We start from the raw sequence: 18,687 nt of genomic DNA on the forward strand, positions 1-18,687 counted from the left end.
GCCCTCCGCACGGAGGGCGGGGAGCGGCGTGCTCGCCCCGGCTAGCTCTTGAAGCCGTCGCCGACGTTGCGGGCGGCGTCCTTCAGGTGCTCGCCGGCCTGCCGGGTGGTCCCGGCCGTCTTCTGCGCCTGGCCCTCGGCCTGCAGGTCGCGGTTGTCGGTGGCGTCACCGACCGCCGCCTTGGCCGAGCCGACCGCCTTGTCGGTCGCGTTGCGGATCTTGTCGTCGAGTCCCATCGGGATCTCCTTTCGTGCCCCGGCGTCCTCGGCCGGTGATTTTCTGCCGGGGTCCTGCGCCGTGGGGCCGGCGCGGGGGCCCGGCGGGGCGGGGCGCCGGCTCAGGCGGCCCCGGGTCCGGGGTGCCGGCAGTCCTCGACCTTCGCGTGGAGCTGCCGCTCGTCGACGGCCTCGACCGCCTCGGCCATCGCGTGCAGGAAGGCGGTCACGGTGGCGGCCTCCTCCGCGGAGAGCGCCCGGGCGGCGCTGAGCATCCTCTCGTGCATGGCCCCGAGGGTGGAGCGGACCTCGCAGTCGGCCTCCTCGGTGGCCACGATCACCAGCGCCCGCCGGTCCGTGGGGTGGGGGCGGCGGGCCACGTGGCCGCTGCGGGAGAGCCGGTCCAGCAGCGTGGTGGTGGAGGCCGAGGAGATGCCGAGCCTGATCGCCAGGTCCCGCGGGCTCATCGGGGTCCCGGCGCGATCCGCCTCAAGCAGGTAGCGCAGGGCCAGCACGTCCTTCTCCCCCATGCCCATGGAGTTGCGGGTGCGCAGGCGCATGGCGGACTCGGCCGCCCGGTAGGTCCGCAGAGCCTCGAGCACCTGCACCGCCGGAGGGCGCTGCCCCTCGGCGGCGTACCAGTAGCCGGACGAGGTGGTGGGTTGTGCGCTCATGGGACCAGTGTAGTGGATCTATAAATCAGAAGGGCTGATAACTAGACAATCTAGTAATACTCCTGTTCGATGGGGATCGTGCGGTCCTGTGAGGGAGGGCACGCGGTCGCAGAGGAATGATGCAGGAGACGCAAGGAAGAGGTCGGACAATGAGCCAGCAGCTGCACCCCGGATCCACCGTCGAGACGACAGAGCACACCCCCCTCCGGGCGGTCCGGAACGGCCCCGGGGCGGTTCCCGCCGCCCCCGTGCACTGCGGGCGGCCCATGCCGGTGCGCACCCTCGACTTCGCCGAGGTGCAGGACCGCGTCAACCACGCCGTGGCCCAGGCCGCGATCGACGGCCGGCGGGTGCACGCCTGCGCCTGCGGCTTCCTGCAGGAGACGCCGGCCGCGGCGGGCACAGTGCCCTCGATCGTGCCCGACGGCGAGGCGATGCTGTTCCGCCCGTTCTTCACCCGGCGGGTCCTCGCCGCGGCCGGCCGGGTCGAGGCCGCCGAGTGGGCCTTCGACCAGGCCGTGGCGGACGCCGGGCCCCTGGCGCCCCATGACACCGCGGACACCGCGGAGCAGGCGCGGCGCCTGTGCGCCTTCGAGGCCGGGCTCGAGGCCGAGCGCTGGCGGCTGGACCAGGCCGTCGAGTCCCTGCGGGACGAGCTCCGCCTGGCCGTGCGCCACGACGTGCCGATCACGCTCCTGGCCCGCGAGGCCGCGCTCGACGAGGAGTACGTGGTGGACCTGCTGCACCTGGGCGACATCCCCACGGGCGCCCCCGCGAGCTCTTCCGCGAACTCTGCGGCGAGCTCTTCCGCGATCTCTCCGGCGGACGGGACCGGCCGCGCACTCGCCGAGGCCTGCTGAGCCTCCGGGCCGCGACCGCCGGGCCGCTACGCTGGAGGGGCCCCGCACCGCCCCCGCGCCCCGGAAGGACACCCGTGAAGTCGATCGTCGCGAGCCTGCTCGTCCTGGCCCTGGTGGTGACGTCCGCCGGGGCGCTGCTGACCACCGTGGACGCCCAGGAGTGGCTGCCCGTCGTGGTGCTCGCGGCCCTCGCCTACCTGGCCACGTTCACCCTGTACCGCCGCGTGCGGGACCGCTACGCCGACCGCCGCGACTGATCCCGGCGGGAGCGGCGCCACGCCCGCCACGCCCCGGTGGACCACAGGGCCCACAGCACCAGCAGCGGCTGGAACAGCAGCCGCACGGCCCGGGCGCGGTCGGTGTCCAGGCCGAAGGCGTCGGTGCGCGTGAGGTACTGCGAGACGTTGCCCGGGAACACGGCCACGAAGAACGCCGCGGTCAGCCACCCCAGCAGCACCCGGCGCCGGGGCAGGAGGACCAGCGCGGCGCCGAGGACGATTTCCACTACCCCGGAGCCGAGCACCACGGCGTCGTCGGGCACGGGCACCCACGGGGGCACCTGGGCCGTGAACTCCTGCCGGGCCACCGTGAGGTGGCTGATCCCGGCGCCGAGCAGGACGAGGCCCAGCAGCACCCGGGCGAGCGTGCGCGGCAGGGAGGCGGCCGGTGCCTCCGGCCGGGCGGACGAGGTCATGCCCGCAGATTAACAGGGCGGGCTCAGGAGCGGTCGAAGTCCGCCTTGCGGATCAGCCCGTGCACGCCCACGGTGCGGTCCACCACCTGGGAGACGGCGAAGTCCGCGGCGGCCGAGAGGTAGGCGTAGGCCACGGCCCGCTCCATGCCCTTGTCCTGCTCGAGGAAGTCGAGGGCGTTGAGCACGGCCCGGCGCATCGCCACATCGAGATCCGAGTTCTGCTCGCCGCCGCCCGCGCCGTCCGGGTCGGAGAGCCCGATGGGGATCCAGTGCTCGGCGGTCTCCGCGAAGGGGTAGTCGTGGGCCACGGAGGGGGCGTCCCCCTCACCCGCCTTGCAGACCGTGAGCCGGAACGTGCCGCGCAGCGAGCCCTCCATCGCGGTGAGCGCCACCTCGCCGTCGCCCATGGCCATGTGCGGGTCCCCCACGTAGAACAGGGCCCCGTCCGTCCGCACGGGCAGGTAGAAGGTGGAGCCCACGCCGAGGTGGTGGATGTCGATGTTGCCCCCGCCGAGCGTCGGCGGGATCGAGTTGAGCAGGTCGTCGGTGGGCCCCGAGCCCCGCTGGTGGGCGACGCCCATCATGCCCATGAACGGCCGCAGCGGGAAGCGCACGGCCCCGCCGGCCATGACGCCCTGGCCGTGCTCCACGGGGGTGAACGTGGAGACGTTGCCGTACTCCTCCGGGTTTCCGGTGGACCGGCCGTCCGTGCCGACCGGGGGCATCACCTCGTCGAGCCCGATCCCGGCGGGGGCGCCGCCGTCGGCGGTCCGCGGCAGCGCCCCCTTGCCGTGCCGGCTGGAGACCACCCCGTAGGGCACGCGCAGATCGGCGCGCAGGGTCTCGATCTTCAGCACGTCGCCCGGGCGGGCCTCCTCGACGAACACGGGGCCGGTCACCACGTGCGGGCCGTCCCGGTCGAAGTCCCGCTCGGTGCGGTCGTAGTCCCGGGCGATCTCGACGGCGTCGTCGAGCACCCGCGAGCGCGGCACGCCCTGGCCGGCGAAGAACTCCACGGGGTCCCGGCCCTGGTCCTCGAGGATCCCCTCGTGGGAGACGGCGTCGATGGTGACGGTGCGCCCCGAGCGCATGCGCAGCGAGGGCTCGGCGTCCACGGACGGGACGTAGCCCCAGAGCACGCCGTCCACCTCGGAGGGCAGGTAGTGGTCCCCGGGGATCGGCTCTCGGCCCGGCTGGAGGACGGTGCCGCGGAAGCCCGGCCGGCCGCCCGGAAGAAGGTGCGCCGCCCCAGACCTCGCTGGAGTTCGTCGGCGGCGCGGCGGGCGAAGTGCTCGGTCATGGGTGTCTCCTGAGGTCAGGGCGGCTTTCTCGACTGCCTTCGACCCTAGGGAGACGGTGTTACGGGTTCGGGGTCCCCGTGTTTCCGCGCCGTGGCGGAGTGCATCGGCGGTGGGGGCGGGGGTTTGGACAGGTCACCGGGCGCCCCGGCCTGGTGCCACCGGCGGCGACAGCCCGACCTCGTTGTCGGGACCGCGCACGGACGCCCGCGTGACCTGCGTCACCCACAGTAGGGGGTGACCGGGTGATCTAGCGCATCCCCTGCGAAATATGACGGTTACGAATGCACATCGATCGGCGCGGGGTCGCGGGGCTCCCGCGCGCGGGGGACGGTCAGCAGAAGTCGGCCTTGCGGATCCGGCCGTGGGCGCCGGCGGAGCTGTCCTCCAGCCGGGTCACGGCGAACTCCGCGGCGCTCGAGAGGTACGCGTGGGCGATCGGCCGGTCCATGCCGCGGTCCCGCGCCAGGAAGTCCACCCCGGCGCGCACGGCCTGCTGCATGGCCGCGGTCAGGCAGAACGTCCGCTCGTCGGCGGCCTCCGTCCCCGAGCGGCCGACGACGATCCAGTGCTCGTCGGTCTCGGCGAACGGCTGCCGGTGCGCCACGGCCGGCACGTCCTGGGCGCCGGTCCGGCACACGGTCACCCGGAAGGTGCCGCGCAGGGGCTGTCCGGCCGCCCCCAGGGCCCGGTGGAGCTCGCGGGGGCAGAAGGCCGCCCCGTCCGCGCGGACCGGCAGGTAGGCGGTGCACCCGGTGCCGAGCGGTCCGTCGGAGGCCTCGGGGTCCAGGACGTGGAGCACCTCGACCTTGAGCACGTCGCCGGAGCGGGCCGCCGGCAGGAGCACCGGACCGGTGACCTCGTGCGGGCCGGGCCCGTCGAGGGCGGGGATGTCGCGGGCAGTCACGTCGAAGGCGGTCACGTCGCGGCCGGGGATGTCGAGGCGGAGCACGCCGGGAGCGTGCCCGGCGGGGGCCTCCGGTTGCTGCCCGGCCGTCCGGCCGTCCTGCTGATCGGCCGGGGCTTCCGTGGGGGCCTCGGCCCGGGGCTCCGGGCGGTCCTCGGGGCGGGAGTCCGCGGGCGGCTGCGGGCGCTGGAAGCCCGGCACGCCCAGGCCGGAGGAGGGGTGGGCGGCCCGTGCGGCCGCGGCGCGGGCCCGGGCCTCGGCGTCGGCCTCGGCGGGGACGGGATCGGTGCGGGCGGGTCCGGCGGCGGTGCCGCCCACCACGCGGAGGACCGGCCGGCGCGCGTGCGGCACCGAGGGCGCGGGTCCTGGTCCGGCGTGCTCGGTCATGGGCTGCTCCTTGGGGGCGGGGCGAGCGGTTCTGCTCCGAGGATAGGAAGTGCGTGTTACTGCATCCGGCACGTCGTGTTTCCGGAGCATGACGTTCCTCATAACGACTCGAAGCATGCCACGGACGGGCGGGCAAGCCCCACAAATGACAATTGCGACGAAACGGCTCCCGTGCCGCCCGGGTCACACATGCGTCATCCTCGTCTGAGACGTCCGCGCACCCCCGACTCCCCAGGAGGACCCATGAACGCCGCCGCGACCGATCTGCTCCACCTCGACGCCGACCTCAGCGCCGAGGAGCTCGAGACCCGGGACGCGGTCCGCGAGTTCGTGGACCGGCGGATCCGGCCGAACATCGCCGGGTGGTTCGCGGACGCCGTCTTCCCGCAGGAGATCGTCCCCGAGATGGCGCAGCTCGGGCTGCTCGGCATGCACCTGCAGGGCCACGGGTGCGCCGGGAAGTCCGCGGTGCAGTACGGCCTCGCGATGCAGGAACTCGAGGCCGGCGACTCCGGGATCCGCACGTTCGTCTCCGTGCAGGGCTCGCTGGCGATGTCCGCGATCGCCAAGCACGGCTCCGAGGAGCAGAAGCAGCGCTGGCTGCCGGGGATGGCCGCCGGCGAGATCATCGGGTGCTTCGGCCTCACCGAGCCCACCGCCGGCTCCGACCCCTCGACCATGGCCACCACCGCGGTGCGCGACGGCGACGGGTGGGTCCTCAACGGCGCCAAGCGCTGGATCGGTCTCGCCTCGATCGCCCACGTGGCCGTGATCTGGGCCCAGGCGGTCGACGAGAGCGGACAGGCGCGCGTCCGCGGCTTCCTCGTGCCCACGGACACCCCCGGCTTCACCGCCACGCCGATCGAGCCGAAGCTGTCCATGCGCGCCTCCATCCAGTGCGACATCGACCTCGAGGACGTCCGGCTGCCCGCCGACGCCCTCCTGCCGGAGAACCCCGGTCTGCGGGGACCGTTCTCGTGCCTCAACGAGGCCCGCTACGGGATCGTCTGGGGCGCCCTCGGCGCGGCCCGGGACAGCTTCGACGCCGCGCTGGCCTACTCGCAGCAGCGCATCCAGTTCGACCGGCCGCTCGCGGCCTACCAGCTCTCGCAGGCGAAGCTGGTGGGCATGGCCCTGGAGATCCAGAAGGGGCAGCTGCTGGCGCTGCGGATCGGGCGGCTCAAGGACGAGGGCCGCCTGGAGAACCACATGATCTCGGTGGGCAAGCTCAACAACTGCCGGACCGCGATCGAGGTGTGCCGGGAGGCGCGCACGATGCTCGGCGGCAACGGGGTCACCCTCGAGCACTCGCCGCTGCGCCACGCCAACAACCTGGAGTCGGTGCGCACCTACGAGGGCACCGACGAGGTGCACACCCTCATCCTGGGCCAGCACCTGACCGGGCACTCCGCGTTCCGCTGAGCACGCGTCGACCGGACCCCCGTGGGGCGGGGAGCGCCGGCAGGGACACCCGCCGGGGCGTCCCTCGGGACCGCGAGGCCTGACGAAGATCACACCGGGAGGCATGGGAGACCGGGGCGAACGCGCGTAGGCTCGAAAGACACCCTCCCCTTTCGCTCGGGCTCGACGACGCGCTCGCTGCCCGTCCCTGCGCCCTCCCCGGAAGGACCCGCCGTGTCCGCACCCCGCACCGCCCTGCTCCAGGTGGTCAATGCCCCCGGCCCCGCCGGCACCCGCCTCGCCATCTTCGCCCTGGCGATGGGCGGCTTCGGGGTGGGCACCACCGAGTTCGCCTCGATGGGCCTGCTGCCCTTCATCGCCGAGGACTTCGGCGCGTCGATCCCCGCCGTCGGCCAGTCCATCTCGCTCTACGCCCTGGGGGTGGTGGTCGGCGCGCCGCTCATCACGTCCCTCGCCGCCCGGGTGGAGCGCAAGACCCTGCTGCTGGCGCTGATGCTCACGTTCGTGGTGGGCAACGGGCTCTCGGCCGCCGCGCCCTCCCTCGAGTGGCTCTACGCGGCCCGGTTCCTCGCCGGGCTGCCCCACGGCGCGTACTTCGGGGTAGCCGCCGTGGTGGCCTCCTCCCTCGTGGCCCGCGAGCGCCGCGGCACAGCCGTGGCCCGGGTGATGCTGGGTCTCACGATCGCCAACATCGTGGGCGTGCCTTTCGCCGCGGCCCTGGGCGGGGCCCTCGGCTGGCGCTCCGCCTATCTGCTGGTGGTGCTCCTGGGCGCGCTGACCATCGCGGCCCTGGCCCTGTGGGTCCCCCGCACCCGCAACGAGGGGATGGCCTCCGCGGCCCAGGAGGTCCGGGCCCTGGCCCGGCCCCAGGTGGCGCTGACCCTGCTGGCCGGGGCGATCGGCTTCGGCGGCATGTTCGCGGTCTACACCTACATCTCCCCCACCCTCACCGAGCTCACCGGTCTCGGCATCGGCACCGTGCCGTGGGTGCTGGCCGTGTTCGGCGTGGGCATGACCGTGGGCTCGCTGCTGGCCGGCCCGCTCATCGACCGCTCGATCGAGCGCACCGCCCTCGGCGCCGGTGCCGTGTCCGGCGTGGCCCTGGCGTTCTTCGCGCTGTTCGTCCACGTCCCCGTCGCGGCCGTCCTGGGGGCGCTGTGGATCGGCATCATGGGCTCGATCTTCACGACCTCGCTCCAGGTGCGCCTGCTGCGCGAGGCCAAGGACGCCCCGTCCCTGACGGCCGCGATGAACCACGCGGCGTTCAACCTGGCCAACGCCGTGGGCGCGTTCCTCGGCGGGGTCGTCATCTCCGCGGGCTGGGGCTACCGCTCCCCCGCCTGGGTGGGCGTCGGCCTGGCCGCGGCCGGTCTGCTCGTCCTGGGCTACGCGGCGCTGCGGCGCCGCAGCGCCCCGGCCGAGACCCGGTAGCACCGTTGCGCGCGGTCCCCCCGCGCGGAACCGCCGGTCAGCGCCCGGACGCCACGGGCCGCCGGGATCCGCGGGCGGGACCGAGGCAGACCGCACCCACGACCAGCAGCCCCGCCGCGAGGACGACGACCGCGGCCCAGAAGACGAGCTCGGACCCCGGCGTGAGCGAGTGCACCACGGCGACGGCGGGATCGACGGAGGGCAGCTCGCAGACCACGGAGGGCGGCCACCACGTGCGGTGGCCGACGGGCTGCTCCCCCGGCAGCAGCTGCGCACTCCCCGCCGCGGAGGCGGCGCACGCCGCGTCGGGGTTGCCGCGGCTGCGGAACGCCACGTAGACGAGGTCCAGGAGGACGGCGAGCAGCGCCCCGAGCATGGCCACCACGGCCAGGGGATAGAGGAAGGCACCGGACAGGGGCGGTCGTCCGGCCGGGCGGGAGCTCATGGGGCGAGAGCCTACCGGCGTGCTGCGCGGACCGGCCGCGCGCCACGGCACGCCTCGGCCCGGCACGCCTCGCCACGGCACGCCTCGGCACGTCCGGGGACGGTGCCGTGCCGGGCGGTGTCCCATACTGGACCGACATCGGCAGTCGGACCCCTGGAGGCGGACGGACATGGACGCTCCCGAGCGAGCACGGCGCCGGCGGGGCATCGCGCTCTGCGCGGCGGTCGCGGCCGCGGGTCTGCTCACGAGCGCCCTGGGATGGCCGACGGCCCGGTCCCTCGCGGCGTACGGAGAGCTGGCGTGGACCAACGCCGTCACGGGGGCGCTCAGCACGGTGCTGGGGACGCTCCTGCTGGTCGGTCTCGTGCGCCGGCGGCTGCGGCCCACCGGTGACCGGGTGGTGCTCGGGCTGTTCCTCGTGCCGCCCGGCCTGATCGGGCTGCTGGTCCTGGGCGGGCGGCTGCCGCCGCTCGTGGAACCGGTGCTGGGTCTGTTCCTGCTGTGGCCGGCGATCTTCGCCGCCCTGCTGTTCATGCCCCAGCGGCCGGCCTCCCTCAGCCCGGCCGGCGCTCCCGGGACAGCACGCTCCGGCGGGTGACGCGCACCAGGGCGGCCACCAGCCGTTCGAGGGGGCCCTGCCCCATGGCCCGGTGCCAGAGGAGGGCGAAGGCCATGGCCACGCCCACGTGGATCACGAACCACACCGGCTGGTCGTAGTGCACCTCGGTGGCCAGGGCCAGCAGGTGCGCGGAGTACACGGTGAGCGTCATCGAGCCCATCGCGCTCAGCGGCAGCAACCAGGTCCCGACGCGGCGGGCCAGCAGGAGGAACACCCCCAGGGCGGCCACGGCCGAGCCCAGGCCCAGCAGCAGGGCCGGCGGGGTGTTCGTGTACGGCCCGCCGACCGCCAGCCACCACCACGTGCTCGTCGGCAGCGTCGGGTCGGGGCCGAACACGATGATCTCGGTGACGAGCTCCTCGTCCATGCCGGGGGTGCGGGCCACCAGACGGTCCAGACCGCCGGCCGGGACGACGAGCACCCAGGAGACCAGCGCGGCGCCGGCGGCCAGCAGCACCCCACCCAGCACCAGCCCCGCCTGAACCCGGAGCGCGGCCAGGTCCAGCCGGCCGAGGGCCAGACCCGTCAGCAGGTAGGCCAGGTACGGCAGCGCGGGGAAGGTCCCGGTCAGCAGCAGCCGGGCCGCGGTGGCGCCGGGGTCCGCGACGAGGTCGAGGTAGTCCGGGTTGTAGCGCTCGACGGCCGGCAGGACGTCCCGCAGCAGGTGCACGAGCACGGGACCGGCCAGGGCGAAGCATCCCGCCCAGACGAACAGGGCCTGCGCGGACAGGCGCAGGAACGGGATCGCCAGCAGGAAGAAGGCGCCGTAGTAGACGAGGATGTTGACGGCCGGGACCTCGTCGATGGTGTTCCCGGGCAGCACGTGGTTGATCACCAGCCCCAGGCCCGCGATCAGCAGCGCGCGGACGGCCACGCCCGCCCGGTCGGCGGTCATCGCCCGGCCGGTGTGCGGTGTCCGGCCACCGGTGCTGAACGCCAGGCCCACCCCGGCCAGGAGTGCGAACAGCGCCGCGGAGCGGCCGGCGAAGACGGTCCACTGAGCGGTGGGCTCGAAGGTCTCCGGGTCCCACGAGGGCAGGATGTGGATCGCGATCATCCCGATCAGGGCCAGACCCCGGGCGGCGTCGACCCCGACGAGGCGGCGCTTGCCGGGCGCGGCGGCCGGGTCGGGCCTGGCAGCCGGATCGGTCCTGGCTGCCGGGTCGGGCGGCCTGCCGGTCCGGCCGGTGGCCGAGGTCCCGTCCGCGCGAGGAGTGTCCGGGCCAGGAGTCTCCGGGCGCCGGGCGGGAGGCTGTGCCCACGGCCCGGTCCTGGGCGGGTGGCCCCGGGGTTCGGTCATGGCAGCTGCCCCCTCAGCGCGTGGCGCCGGCGGACCCCCTGCCCACCGGACCGGCCCGGAGGACCGGTGTGCCCTCCACCTTTGCTCGTGCGCATGTGCTGGGCTTTTCGAAATGCTGTGTTTCTGCTGTGACGCCGGGCGGCGCGCCTGACCGAGAGCCGTCCGGCGGCGGCCGCCGGGTGGCCGTGGGGCTCCTCGCGGACGCGGGACCGGGACGGCCTCGGGGCCTACACGGCCTCGGGGCGCCTCGACGGGCGGAGGGCGCCCAGGACGGTGCGCACCCGGCGTGCCGCCCCCGCGCCGGCGGGAGCGGTGACCGGAGCGGTGATCGTGCCCGACGACGACGGGACCCCGACGGGGCGCTGGGCCGCCGTGTGCCGGTAGGCCATGGCCTGCAGCTCCACCACCGGGTACTCGAGGCTGCGCCGGGCCGCCTCGGAGGGGCGGATGGTGGCGAAGGCGGTGGCCGCGTCCCGTAGGGAGCGCGCGGCGATGAACGGGGCGGCCGCCTCGACGTGGGGCCGCACCGCGTGGCGGTAGACGGCGCGGTCTGACTCGGCGCAGTCCTCCCACGGGGGCGCTGCGGGATGGGCGGCCCGCTCGTACTGGGCGCGGGCGGCGGCCTCGACGGCGTCGGTGATGGTGATGGTGCGCATGTCCGCTCCTGGGCTGTGGGGTGGGTGACTGGTTCGACGTGCTTCCAGCCTCCGGCCGGAGTCTGTGCCGGGCCTGGGCGGCCACGCCCGGCTTTCCTGTGACTGGCGGCAGCACGGCACAGGCTGCGCACAGCTTCCACAGGACGTGCGCCTCATCTGGTGGGCAACAGTGGCGGTGTCACGTCCGCCCCGCACCGGGAGCTCCCATGTCCTACTCCTCCAGCTTCTCCGTCCTCACCGAGGTCCTGCCCCGGCTGACCCACCCGGACGGCTCGCCGATCCGGGTGCTGGTCGTGGACGACGAGCCGGCCCTGGCCGATCTCGTGGCCATGGGCACGGGCATGTGCGGATGGGACGCCCGGATCTCCCACGAGGGCTTCGACGCCGTCGCCCAGGCCCGCGACCTCGCCCCCGACGTGCTGGTCCTGGACCGGATGCTGCCCGGCCTGGACGGTCTGGAGGTCCTCTCCCGGATCCGCCAGTCCTATCCGGAGGTGCCGGTGCTGTTCCTCACGGCCGAGGACACCGCGGCGGACCGGATCGAGGGCCTGGCCTCGGGCGGGGACGACTACGTGACCAAGCCCTTCTCGATCGAGGAGGTGCTCATCCGGCTGCACCGGCTCGTCCAGCGCTCCGGGGCCGCCGCCCAGGACAGCGCCACCCTGGTGGTCGGGGACCTGGTGCTCAGCATCGACAGCCGCGAGGTCACCCGCGCCGGGGCGCCGATCGAGCCGACCACCACCCAGTTCGAGCTGCTGCGCCACCTGATGGAGAACCCGCGCCGGGTCCTGTCCAAGGCCCAGATCCTGGACAACGTGTGGCACTACGACTGCTCGGGCCAGGCCAACATCGTGGAGCTCTACATCTCCCACCTCCGCAAGCGGATCGACGCCCGCCGCGCCCCGATGATCCACACCGTGCGCGGGGCCGGGTACGTCATCAAGCCCGCGTCCTGATGCCGTCCGGCCCGCTGGCCACGCACCGCCCGCCGGACCCGCGGCCGGAAACGCGGCCGGGCTCGTCACCGGCCCGGCACCGAGGTCGGGGAGGTCGGCCACGCCCTGAACTCCCTGCTCGAGAACGTGGACTCGGCCCTGGCCGCGCGCCAGCACTCCGAGACCCGGCTGCTGGAGTTCGTGGCCGACGCCTCCCACGAGCTGCGCACTCCGCTGGCGGCCGTGCGCGGCTACACGGACATGCTGCGGCTCACCGAGCCTCTGACCGACACCGGCCGCGCCTCGCTGGCCCGGGTCGAGCAGCAGACGCTGCGGATGAGCGCCCTGGTCGAGGACCTGCTGCTGCCGGCCCGCCTGGACGAGGGCCGCCGCCCGGAGCTGCGGGACGCGGACCTCGGCGAGCTCGTGCTCGAGGCCCTCACCGACGCCTCGGCCGCCGGCCCCGACCACGACTGGGCCCCCGACGTGCCGGAGGAGCCCGTGCCCGTGCGCGCGGACGTCGCGCAGCTCCACCAGGTGCTGGCCAACCTGCTCTCCAACGCCCGCAAGCACACCCCGCCCGGCACCGCGGTCACCGCCGCCGTGCGGACCACCCCGGACGGCTGGGCGGAGGCCTCCGTCCTGGACGCGGGCCCGGGCATCCCCCGGGAGTTCCGGTCCCGGCTCTTCGAGCGCTTCAGCCGCCTGGACACCTCCCGGCAGACCCGGGAGGGCAGCACCGGACTGGGTCTGTCGCTCGTCCGCTCGGTGGTCCAGGCGCACGGCGGCACGGTGGACGTGGAGTCCCGCCCGGGCCGCACCCGCTTCACCGTCCGGCTCCCCCTGGCCGCGCCCTGACCCTGCAGCCCCGGGGGCGCCGGTGAGATCCCCACACCGTGCCCACCCCGTCCGCCGCGCGGGATGCCCGGGACCCGCCGCGCTCAGCGCCGGCGGAGGCCTCGTTCCCGGCGTCGCCGGCGGCGGAGCCAGCCCGCCGGGCCGCCGTCGACGAGCAGGTGGCGGGTGTGGGGGTCCAGGAGCATCAGGTAGGCCGTGAAGAGCAGGGCGGTGGCGAACGCGATCGTCGAGGCGTCGACCGGCAGCTCGATGAAGGGCCACACCGAGAGCTGGTCCTGGGCGCCGAAGATCACGAAGAAGGTGATCACGACGTACAGGGACCGGATCTGCCAGTTGTCCCTGATCCCGGTCACCGCCAGGAACGGGATGAACCAGAGGATGTACCAGGGCTGGATGATCGGGGACAGCAGCACCAGGGCGGCGAAGGCCAGACCGAGCCGGCGGACCACCTGGTGGTCGTCCCCGCGGAACATCAGCAGCAGGACCAGACCGATGGCGGCGTACTGCAGGACGTCGCGCAGCACCGAGGCCAACGCCTCGCCCGGCAGGCCCGCCGCGTCCGCGAGACCGCGGACCTGCTGGCCCAGGAACCCCGAGGGCGAGTACCCGGTGAACCCCGGGGTGGGATCGACCAGCGCCCAGACCCACCCGGTGCCCAGCTGGTAGGGGAGCCCGCTCAGCAGCAGCACCCCGAAGCTGATCGCCGCCGTGGCCGCCCACAGGGCGAACTTCCGGCGCCACGACGCCTTCGGACCCGCCCACAGGAGCCCGATGAACGGCAGCAGCAGGATGGTGATCGGCTTGATCCCGATGGACGCGGTCACCAGCAGGACACCCGTCACCGGACGGCCCGTGGCCGCGAAGTACGTGCCCGCCACGGCCAGTCCGAGCATCAGCGCGTCGTTGTGCGCGCTGGCCACGAAGCTGATGAGGAACAGCGGATTGGCCACCGCGATCCACAGCGCACGGGCCGGGTCGATCCCGTGCAGCCGCGCGAGCCGGGGCACGTACACCACGCAGAGCAGGACGCCCACGCAGGCCAGGATGCGGAAGTACAGGACGGAGAGGTCCGGCTGGGCGCCCGTGAGCGCCACGACCGCCCGCGCCAGCCACAGGAAGTACGGCCCGTACGGCGTCCGGGCCTCGGCCCAGGCAGGGTCCGTCCCCAGCATGAACCAGTTCTCCAGGGCGGAGATCCCGGTGGTGTACGGGTTCTGCCCCGCCAGCATCAGGCGGCCCTGCCCGTTGTAGGCGTACACGTCCCGGGAGTAGATGGGCACGGCGAAGACCAGGGGCAGCGACCAGGCACCCACGGCCAGCAGCACGGAGCGCTGGGCGCCGGTCGGCCAGCCCCGGAGCCTCTGCCCCAGCCGGAGCCAGGAGCGTACCAGCAGCATGGCGCCGACGGTCAGCAGCACGGTGGAGGCGTAGACGCCCCACCCCTCGACGCGCAGCGCGATGACCAGGGGGTGGCGGACCATGGGCGAGCCGTTGGCGATCCACCCGGTGCCGACCGATCCGGCGAGCATCATCAGGGAGCCGACGAACCCCTGCAGGACGGCGACGTGCGCCCGCGGGTTCGGGCTGGGATCGGACCTGCCCTGGTGGAGCGGGACGGCAGTGGCGCTCCGGTCCCCGCGACCCTGCGGCGCCTCCCGATGTGATCCCCCTGCCGTCATGACGTGCGCCGATCCCCTCCGTGTGTCGCTGTTGGGCGGACAGGTGTGCAGATCGCCCCCGGGGGAGCGGTGTTTCCGCCATGATGCCACCTCCTCGCCGCGGCGGTGCGAGACGCCGCCGGTCCCCTCCTCCGGTCCACTGCGCCGGTCCACTCGGCCGGACGGTTCCGGGCCGGGTCCGCGTGCGGATCATGACGCCCGATCGGGGCGGACCCGGGCCGGGCACGTACCATGGGGGTGCGGCAGGCCTGCGGTCCTGCGATCCCACCCCCATCGACGAGGATTGCCCATGTCCACGGACACGACCTTCAGCATGCTCACCCGGCTCCGGAACCGCCTCCCGACCGAGCGGTGGCAGGCGTGGTCGAGGTCCCCGCGCGGTCTGCTCGTCGGCTTCGTCGCGATCCACCTGGTGTTCCTCGGGTACGCCCTGAGCCTGTCCCTGTCCGGCGCGGCCTTCAGCGACACCTACATCTACCGTGCGTGGGCCGAGGCCGGCTTCGACGACCAGAACCTGAACGGGGAGCCCACCCCCTGGGTCTATCCGGTGCTGGCACTGGTGCCGATCGCGGTGGCCGGCGCGGCAGGTCCGGGACCGTACTTCTTCCTCTGGGTCCTGATGATCACCGTGCTCAACGGCTGGGCCGTGGGGAAGCTGACGGACTGGGGCCGCGACCGGAGCGCCTTCCCGGCCGCGTGGTGGTGGCTCGGCTTCGTCTTCCTCATGGGGTGGCTGGGCTTCGCACGCGTGGACGGGCTCACCGCGCCGCTGGTGCTCATCGCCCTGGTGTACGGTGCGGCGCACCCGGTGGCCGCCTCGGCCCTGCTCAGCGTGGCCACCTGGATGAAGGTCTGGCCGGCGGCCGTCGTGCTCGCGCTCGTCACCGTGGCCCGCCGCCGGGTGGCGGTCGTGGTCACGGGGATGCTGGTCAGCGTGGCCGCGGCCGGGGTCGCCGCCGCCATGGGCGCGCTGCCGAGGCTTTTCGACTTCCTCACCCAGCAGGGGGACCGGGGCATGCAGCTGGAGGCCACCTTCACCACCCCGTGGCTGTGGCTGTCCGTGCTCGGGGTGGACGGGTCCCAGATGTACATGAACACGGAGATCAACTCCATGCAGGTGGACGGCCCCGGCACGGGGACGATGGCCGTGCTGATGCAGCCGCTGCTGCTGGTGGCCGCCGCCGTCGTGGCCGTCCTGATCGCCCGGGCCCTCCGGCACGGCGAGCGGACCGGCGGCGCCGACCGCACCGAGCTGCTGCTGGCCGGATCGCTGACCATGGTCACCGCGTTCATCGTGTTCAACAAGGTCGGCTCCCCGCAGTTCATGGTGTGGCTGGCTCCGGCCGTGGCCGTGGGGCTGACCCACCACTGGCGGACGTGGCGGGTGCCGGCGGCCATGCTCATCGCCATCGCCCTGGCCACGTTCCTCATCTACCCGCTGTTCTACTGGGAGCTGAGCCACAACCACCCGGGGATGGCGCTGGTGCTGACCCTGCGCAACGCCATGCTGGTCGTGCTCCTGTGGTGGTCGACCCGCCGCCTGTACCAGCTGGGCACGCGGCGTCCCGCCGCCGCGCCCGCCGCGCAGGAGGTCTGAGATCTCCGCCGCCTTCTTCGACCGGCTGAGCCGCGTCCGCGACGCCGCGCTGCCCGCCCCCGTCGTGTCCTGGTTCGCCCGCCCGTCCAGCGTGTGGTGGGGCTTCGCCGTCGTGCACCTCTACTTCCTGGGCTGGATGATGTCCTTCGTCATCCACGGCGAGGCCTTCAGCGACACCGAGCAGTACCGCCAGTGGGCGATGGCCGGGTACGACCCGACCGATGCCGGGGACGGGATCAGCCCGTGGGTGTACCCGGTGCTGGCCCAGATCCCGATCCACCTGGCCGGGATCGCCGGCCACGGCCCCTACCTGCTGGTCTGGACGCTGATCATCACCGCGCTCAACGCGGCCGGCCTGGTCTGCCTCACGCGCGGCCGGCGTGGCCCGCAGGGCATCGCCCCGGCGTGGTGGTGGCTGTTCTTCACCGTCTTCCTGGGCTACCTGAGCTTCGCCCGGGTGGAGGGCATCGCCGCCCCCATCGTGCTCGTCGGGCTCCTGTACGCGTCCGAGCGGCCCGTCCTCGGTTCCGTGCTGCTGAGCATCGCCACGTGGATCAAGGTGTGGCCGGCGGCCGTCGTGCTGGCCCTCGTCATCGCCTGCCGGCAGCGCGTGCAGGTGGTGGCCGCCGGGGTGGGGGTCACCGCCGTGGTGGTGCTGGGCACGCACCTCTCGGGCGGCCTGCGGCACATCGCGGACTTCCTGGTCAACCAGGGCCAGCGCGGCATGCAGCTGGAGGCCACGTTCTCCACGCCGTGGGTATGGCTGAGCGTCCTCGACGTGGCCGGGTCACGGATGGCCGACAACGTGGCCATCAACTCCACGGAGGTGCACGGCCCCGGCACCGAGGTGGTCGCGTTCCTCATGCAGCCGCTGCTCGTGCTCGCCGTCCTCGCCGGGGCCGTCCTGCTGGTCCGTGCGCTGCGCCGGGGGGCGGAGCGGGAGGAGCTCTTCTACGAGGGGGCGCTGATGATGACCACGGTCTTCATCGTGTTCAACAAGGTGGGCTCCCCGCAGTTCATGATCTGGTTGGCCCCCGTCGTCGTGGCCGGGCTGGTGCACGACTGGCAGCGGTGGCGGACGCCGGCGGCGCTGCTGATGGGCATCGCGGTCGCCACGTTCGTGATCTATCCGCTCTTCTACACCCCGCTCATCCACGCCCACCCGGCGATGGCGGCCGTCCTGACGGCGCGCAACGTGCTGCTCGTCGTCCTGCTGTGGTGGTCAGTGCAGCGCGTCGCGGCGCTGGGGAGCAGGACCCGGCCGGCGCCGCAGACCCTCGACGCCTGAGCCGGCGGCCCACCTCCGGACCCGCCGCGGAAGGACGGTGCATCAGCCGTTCCAGCCGAGGGCGTCGAGCATCTGCCGCTCGACGTCCGGGGCCAGCGTCTCCCCGTAGGTGGAGGTCACGTGGTCCAGGTCCATGTACACCTGGATGTTGCCGATCACGCCCGGGCAGGTGGTCTCGGTGCACAGCCGGTCGGTGAGGTCGATGCTGTGCAGGTCCTCGTGCCGGGCGGCGATCTCCTCGAGGGGATTGACCGGCAGCAGGGACTCGGCGCGGGGCGGGTTGCAGCGTTCGTGGTCGGGGCCGTAGGTCTCCACGCAGGCGAACATGCTGAAGGTGAAGCGCGGGTTGTCGCGGAAGCCCAGCACCGGGATCCCGGCGTCCAGGAACGGCTGGACGCCGTCCTCGTAGCCGTCGACGAGCTTCTCGTGCGGGGCCTCGGCCAGGGACAGGGTGCCGATGGTGACGACGGCGTCGGGGTCGGCCGCCAGGGCCGCGCCGCGGGTGGCGGCGTTGAACTCGTTGCACTCCTCGTCCCGGTTCTCGGACTCGGAGGTGTACCGGCAGGCGTTGCGCAGGTAGGAGACCACCCGCCAGTTGTTGGCGTCGGCGACCCGGTGGATCGGGGTGAGCAGCTGCTGGGCGTGGGAGTCGCCGAGCACCACCAGGGTCCGGTCCGGGTCGCTGCCGTCCTCGGGTTCGATGAGCCAGCAGTTGCCCAGGTCGGCGATCCCCTCGGGCACCTCCCCCGAGTCGCAGGACTCACCGGTGTCACCCCACTCGTGCTCGCGCTCGTCCTCGGTGGGGATGAGCGGCACGTCCGGGACCTCGGCCGCCTCCCCGCGCAGCACCGCGGCCCCGGGATAGTTCTCCGGCGTGCGCTCCACCCCGGCGGTGGGATCGCGCAGGATCGTGTACTGGTGGGCGCCGGTGAGCGGGACCGCCACGAGCAGGGCGGTGGCGACCAGCCGGACCCCGCTGCCGGCACGGATCCCGGGCAGGGCCCGCCAGCCGGCCAGCAGCAGCGCGGTGATCCGGGTCAGCACCACCGAGGCGGCCAGGATCCCCAGCCCGGCGAGCACCGGGACGGTGTCCCGGGCGGTGACCAGCAGGTAGGTGATCAGCAGCGGCCAGTGCCACAGGTAGATCCCGTAGGCGCGGTCCCCGACCCACTGCAGCGGAGCCGGGGAGAGCACCCGCCCGGCCCCGGCACGGGCGCCGGGCGCCAGAGCCCCACCGACCAGCACGGCCGTGGCCCCCAGGGTCGGGGCCAGGGCCACGGTGCCGGGGAACCGGGTCCCTGGGCCGATGAGGAAAGGGGTCGCGAGGATCGCGGCCAGCCCGGCCCAGCCCAGGACCACCCCGGCCGCGGGGGCCGGCGCGGGCGGCCCGCCGGGGGGCGCGTCGGGGGGGCGGGGGGCGGC

General features: G+C 73.9%; 19 protein-coding genes. 9 read left to right on the forward strand and 10 right to left on the reverse strand.

Features of this window, described 5'->3' with window-relative positions:
- Positions 1-41: 41 nt before the first annotated feature.
- Together ACFU0Y_RS09495 and ACFU0Y_RS09500 are read right to left on the reverse strand one after the other, a co-directional pair.
- Positions 42-236, reverse strand: a complete 195-nt coding sequence (locus tag ACFU0Y_RS09495) for a CsbD family protein (RefSeq protein WP_380214239.1) — start codon at positions 234-236, stop codon at positions 42-44.
- Positions 237-337: 101 nt separating this feature from the next.
- Positions 338-889 carry a MarR family winged helix-turn-helix transcriptional regulator gene (locus ACFU0Y_RS09500; RefSeq protein ID WP_380214240.1) on the reverse strand — a complete coding sequence of 184 codons (552 nt, stop codon included), beginning with the start codon at positions 887-889 and terminating at the stop codon, positions 338-340.
- A gap of 149 nt (positions 890-1,038) precedes the next feature.
- On the opposite strand from ACFU0Y_RS09500, the gene ACFU0Y_RS09505 reads away from it, so the two are divergent.
- A complete protein-coding gene (locus ACFU0Y_RS09505) occupies positions 1,039-1,749 on the forward strand; it encodes a hypothetical protein (protein ID WP_380214241.1) in 711 nt (236 codons plus the stop codon).
- A gap of 74 nt (positions 1,750-1,823) precedes the next feature.
- On the forward strand, positions 1,824-2,006 hold the full coding sequence (locus ACFU0Y_RS09510) for a hypothetical protein (RefSeq protein WP_380214242.1): 183 nt from the start codon (positions 1,824-1,826) through the stop codon (positions 2,004-2,006).
- Here the strand turns inward: ACFU0Y_RS09510 and ACFU0Y_RS09515 are convergent.
- The 3 genes from ACFU0Y_RS09515 to ACFU0Y_RS09525 form a co-directional block, all read right to left on the reverse strand.
- Positions 1,985-2,443 (reverse strand): hypothetical protein, encoded by a 459-nt coding sequence (locus ACFU0Y_RS09515; RefSeq protein WP_380214243.1) that lies wholly within the window; start codon positions 2,441-2,443, stop codon positions 1,985-1,987. The two genes, ACFU0Y_RS09510 and ACFU0Y_RS09515, sit on opposite strands and share 22 nt — an antisense overlap.
- Positions 2,444-2,466: 23 nt before the next feature.
- Positions 2,467-3,582, reverse strand: coding sequence for an acetamidase/formamidase family protein (locus ACFU0Y_RS09520; protein WP_380214244.1), 1,116 nt, complete (start codon positions 3,580-3,582; stop codon positions 2,467-2,469).
- A 493-nt stretch (positions 3,583-4,075) separates the two neighbouring features.
- Entirely contained in the window at positions 4,076-5,035 is a 960-nt protein-coding gene (locus ACFU0Y_RS09525) for a hypothetical protein (protein ID WP_380214245.1), read from the reverse strand.
- Between the two features lie 243 nt (positions 5,036-5,278).
- On the opposite strand from ACFU0Y_RS09525, the gene ACFU0Y_RS09530 reads away from it, so the two are divergent.
- Both ACFU0Y_RS09530 and ACFU0Y_RS09535 read left to right on the forward strand, forming a co-directional pair.
- Positions 5,279-6,457: an acyl-CoA dehydrogenase family protein gene (locus ACFU0Y_RS09530; RefSeq protein WP_380214246.1), complete on the forward strand. Its 1,179-nt coding sequence runs from the start codon at positions 5,279-5,281 to the stop codon at positions 6,455-6,457.
- Between the two features lie 213 nt (positions 6,458-6,670).
- Positions 6,671-7,888, forward strand: coding sequence for an MFS transporter (locus ACFU0Y_RS09535; protein ID WP_380214247.1), 1,218 nt, complete (start codon positions 6,671-6,673; stop codon positions 7,886-7,888).
- Between the two features lie 37 nt (positions 7,889-7,925).
- Here ACFU0Y_RS09535 and ACFU0Y_RS09540 read toward each other — a convergent pair whose 3' ends face one another.
- Positions 7,926-8,333, reverse strand: a complete 408-nt coding sequence (locus ACFU0Y_RS09540; RefSeq protein ID WP_380214248.1) for a hypothetical protein — start codon at positions 8,331-8,333, stop codon at positions 7,926-7,928.
- A 169-nt stretch (positions 8,334-8,502) separates the two neighbouring features.
- Between ACFU0Y_RS09540 and ACFU0Y_RS09545 the strand changes: the two genes are divergently transcribed.
- Positions 8,503-8,931, forward strand: coding sequence for a hypothetical protein (locus tag ACFU0Y_RS09545; protein ID WP_380214249.1), 429 nt, complete (start codon positions 8,503-8,505; stop codon positions 8,929-8,931).
- Here ACFU0Y_RS09545 and ACFU0Y_RS09550 read toward each other — a convergent pair.
- Together ACFU0Y_RS09550 and ACFU0Y_RS09555 are read right to left on the reverse strand one after the other, a co-directional pair.
- Positions 8,888-10,252, reverse strand: coding sequence for a heparan-alpha-glucosaminide N-acetyltransferase domain-containing protein (locus tag ACFU0Y_RS09550; protein WP_380214250.1), 1,365 nt, complete (start codon positions 10,250-10,252; stop codon positions 8,888-8,890). The two genes, ACFU0Y_RS09545 and ACFU0Y_RS09550, sit on opposite strands and share 44 nt — an antisense overlap.
- Before the next feature lie 227 nt (positions 10,253-10,479).
- Positions 10,480-10,908, reverse strand: coding sequence for a hypothetical protein (locus ACFU0Y_RS09555; protein WP_380214251.1), 429 nt, complete (start codon positions 10,906-10,908; stop codon positions 10,480-10,482).
- A 206-nt stretch (positions 10,909-11,114) separates the two neighbouring features.
- Between ACFU0Y_RS09555 and ACFU0Y_RS09560 the strand changes: the two genes are divergently transcribed.
- Entirely contained in the window at positions 11,115-11,864 is a 750-nt protein-coding gene (locus ACFU0Y_RS09560; protein ID WP_380214252.1) for a response regulator transcription factor, read from the forward strand.
- Positions 11,865-11,990: 126 nt separating this feature from the next.
- On the forward strand, positions 11,991-12,701 hold the full coding sequence (locus tag ACFU0Y_RS09565) for a sensor histidine kinase (protein WP_380214253.1): 711 nt from the start codon (positions 11,991-11,993) through the stop codon (positions 12,699-12,701).
- Between the two features lie 83 nt (positions 12,702-12,784).
- Here the strand turns inward: ACFU0Y_RS09565 and mptB are convergent, their stop codons facing one another.
- Complete coding sequence (gene mptB, locus ACFU0Y_RS09570) at positions 12,785-14,380, reverse strand: polyprenol phosphomannose-dependent alpha 1,6 mannosyltransferase MptB (RefSeq protein ID WP_380214254.1); 1,596 nt, start codon at positions 14,378-14,380, stop codon at positions 12,785-12,787.
- 289 nt (positions 14,381-14,669) lie between these two features.
- Here mptB and ACFU0Y_RS09575 point away from each other — a divergent pair, with 289 nt between their 5' ends.
- Positions 14,670-15,977 (forward strand): glycosyltransferase 87 family protein, encoded by a 1,308-nt coding sequence (locus tag ACFU0Y_RS09575; protein ID WP_380214255.1) that lies wholly within the window; start codon positions 14,670-14,672, stop codon positions 15,975-15,977.
- A 64-nt stretch (positions 15,978-16,041) separates the two neighbouring features.
- Positions 16,042-17,265 (forward strand): glycosyltransferase 87 family protein, encoded by a 1,224-nt coding sequence (locus ACFU0Y_RS09580; protein ID WP_380214256.1) that lies wholly within the window; start codon positions 16,042-16,044, stop codon positions 17,263-17,265.
- Positions 17,266-17,307: 42 nt separating this feature from the next.
- On the opposite strand, the gene ACFU0Y_RS09585 is transcribed toward ACFU0Y_RS09580, so the two are convergent.
- Positions 17,308-18,687: acyltransferase family protein (locus ACFU0Y_RS09585; RefSeq protein WP_380214258.1), on the reverse strand; the 1,380-nt coding region annotated here is incomplete at its 5' end.

This window comes from Kocuria sp. NPDC057446 (genome assembly GCF_042802875.1).
Taxonomy (GTDB): domain Bacteria; phylum Actinomycetota; class Actinomycetes; order Actinomycetales; family Micrococcaceae; genus Kocuria.

Coding starts and splice junctions, on each gene's coding strand:
- ACFU0Y_RS09495 (WP_380214239.1), bottom strand. CDS start 236: ATGGGACTCGACGACAAGATCCGCAACGCGACCGACAAGGCGGTCGGC.
- ACFU0Y_RS09500 (WP_380214240.1), bottom strand. CDS start 889: ATGAGCGCACAACCCACCACCTCGTCCGGCTACTGGTACGCCGCCGAG.
- ACFU0Y_RS09505 (WP_380214241.1), top strand. CDS start 1,039: ATGAGCCAGCAGCTGCACCCCGGATCCACCGTCGAGACGACAGAGCAC.
- ACFU0Y_RS09515 (WP_380214243.1), bottom strand. CDS start 2,443: ATGACCTCGTCCGCCCGGCCGGAGGCACCGGCCGCCTCCCTGCCGCGC.
- ACFU0Y_RS09525 (WP_380214245.1), bottom strand. CDS start 5,035: ATGACCGAGCACGCCGGACCAGGACCCGCGCCCTCGGTGCCGCACGCG.
- ACFU0Y_RS09530 (WP_380214246.1), top strand. CDS start 5,279: ATGAACGCCGCCGCGACCGATCTGCTCCACCTCGACGCCGACCTCAGC.
- ACFU0Y_RS09540 (WP_380214248.1), bottom strand. CDS start 8,333: ATGAGCTCCCGCCCGGCCGGACGACCGCCCCTGTCCGGTGCCTTCCTC.
- ACFU0Y_RS09545 (WP_380214249.1), top strand. CDS start 8,503: ATGGACGCTCCCGAGCGAGCACGGCGCCGGCGGGGCATCGCGCTCTGC.
- ACFU0Y_RS09550 (WP_380214250.1), bottom strand. CDS start 10,252: ATGACCGAACCCCGGGGCCACCCGCCCAGGACCGGGCCGTGGGCACAG.
- ACFU0Y_RS09555 (WP_380214251.1), bottom strand. CDS start 10,908: ATGCGCACCATCACCATCACCGACGCCGTCGAGGCCGCCGCCCGCGCC.
- ACFU0Y_RS09560 (WP_380214252.1), top strand. CDS start 11,115: ATGTCCTACTCCTCCAGCTTCTCCGTCCTCACCGAGGTCCTGCCCCGG.
- mptB (WP_380214254.1), bottom strand. CDS start 14,380: ATGACGGCAGGGGGATCACATCGGGAGGCGCCGCAGGGTCGCGGGGAC.
- ACFU0Y_RS09575 (WP_380214255.1), top strand. CDS start 14,670: ATGTCCACGGACACGACCTTCAGCATGCTCACCCGGCTCCGGAACCGC.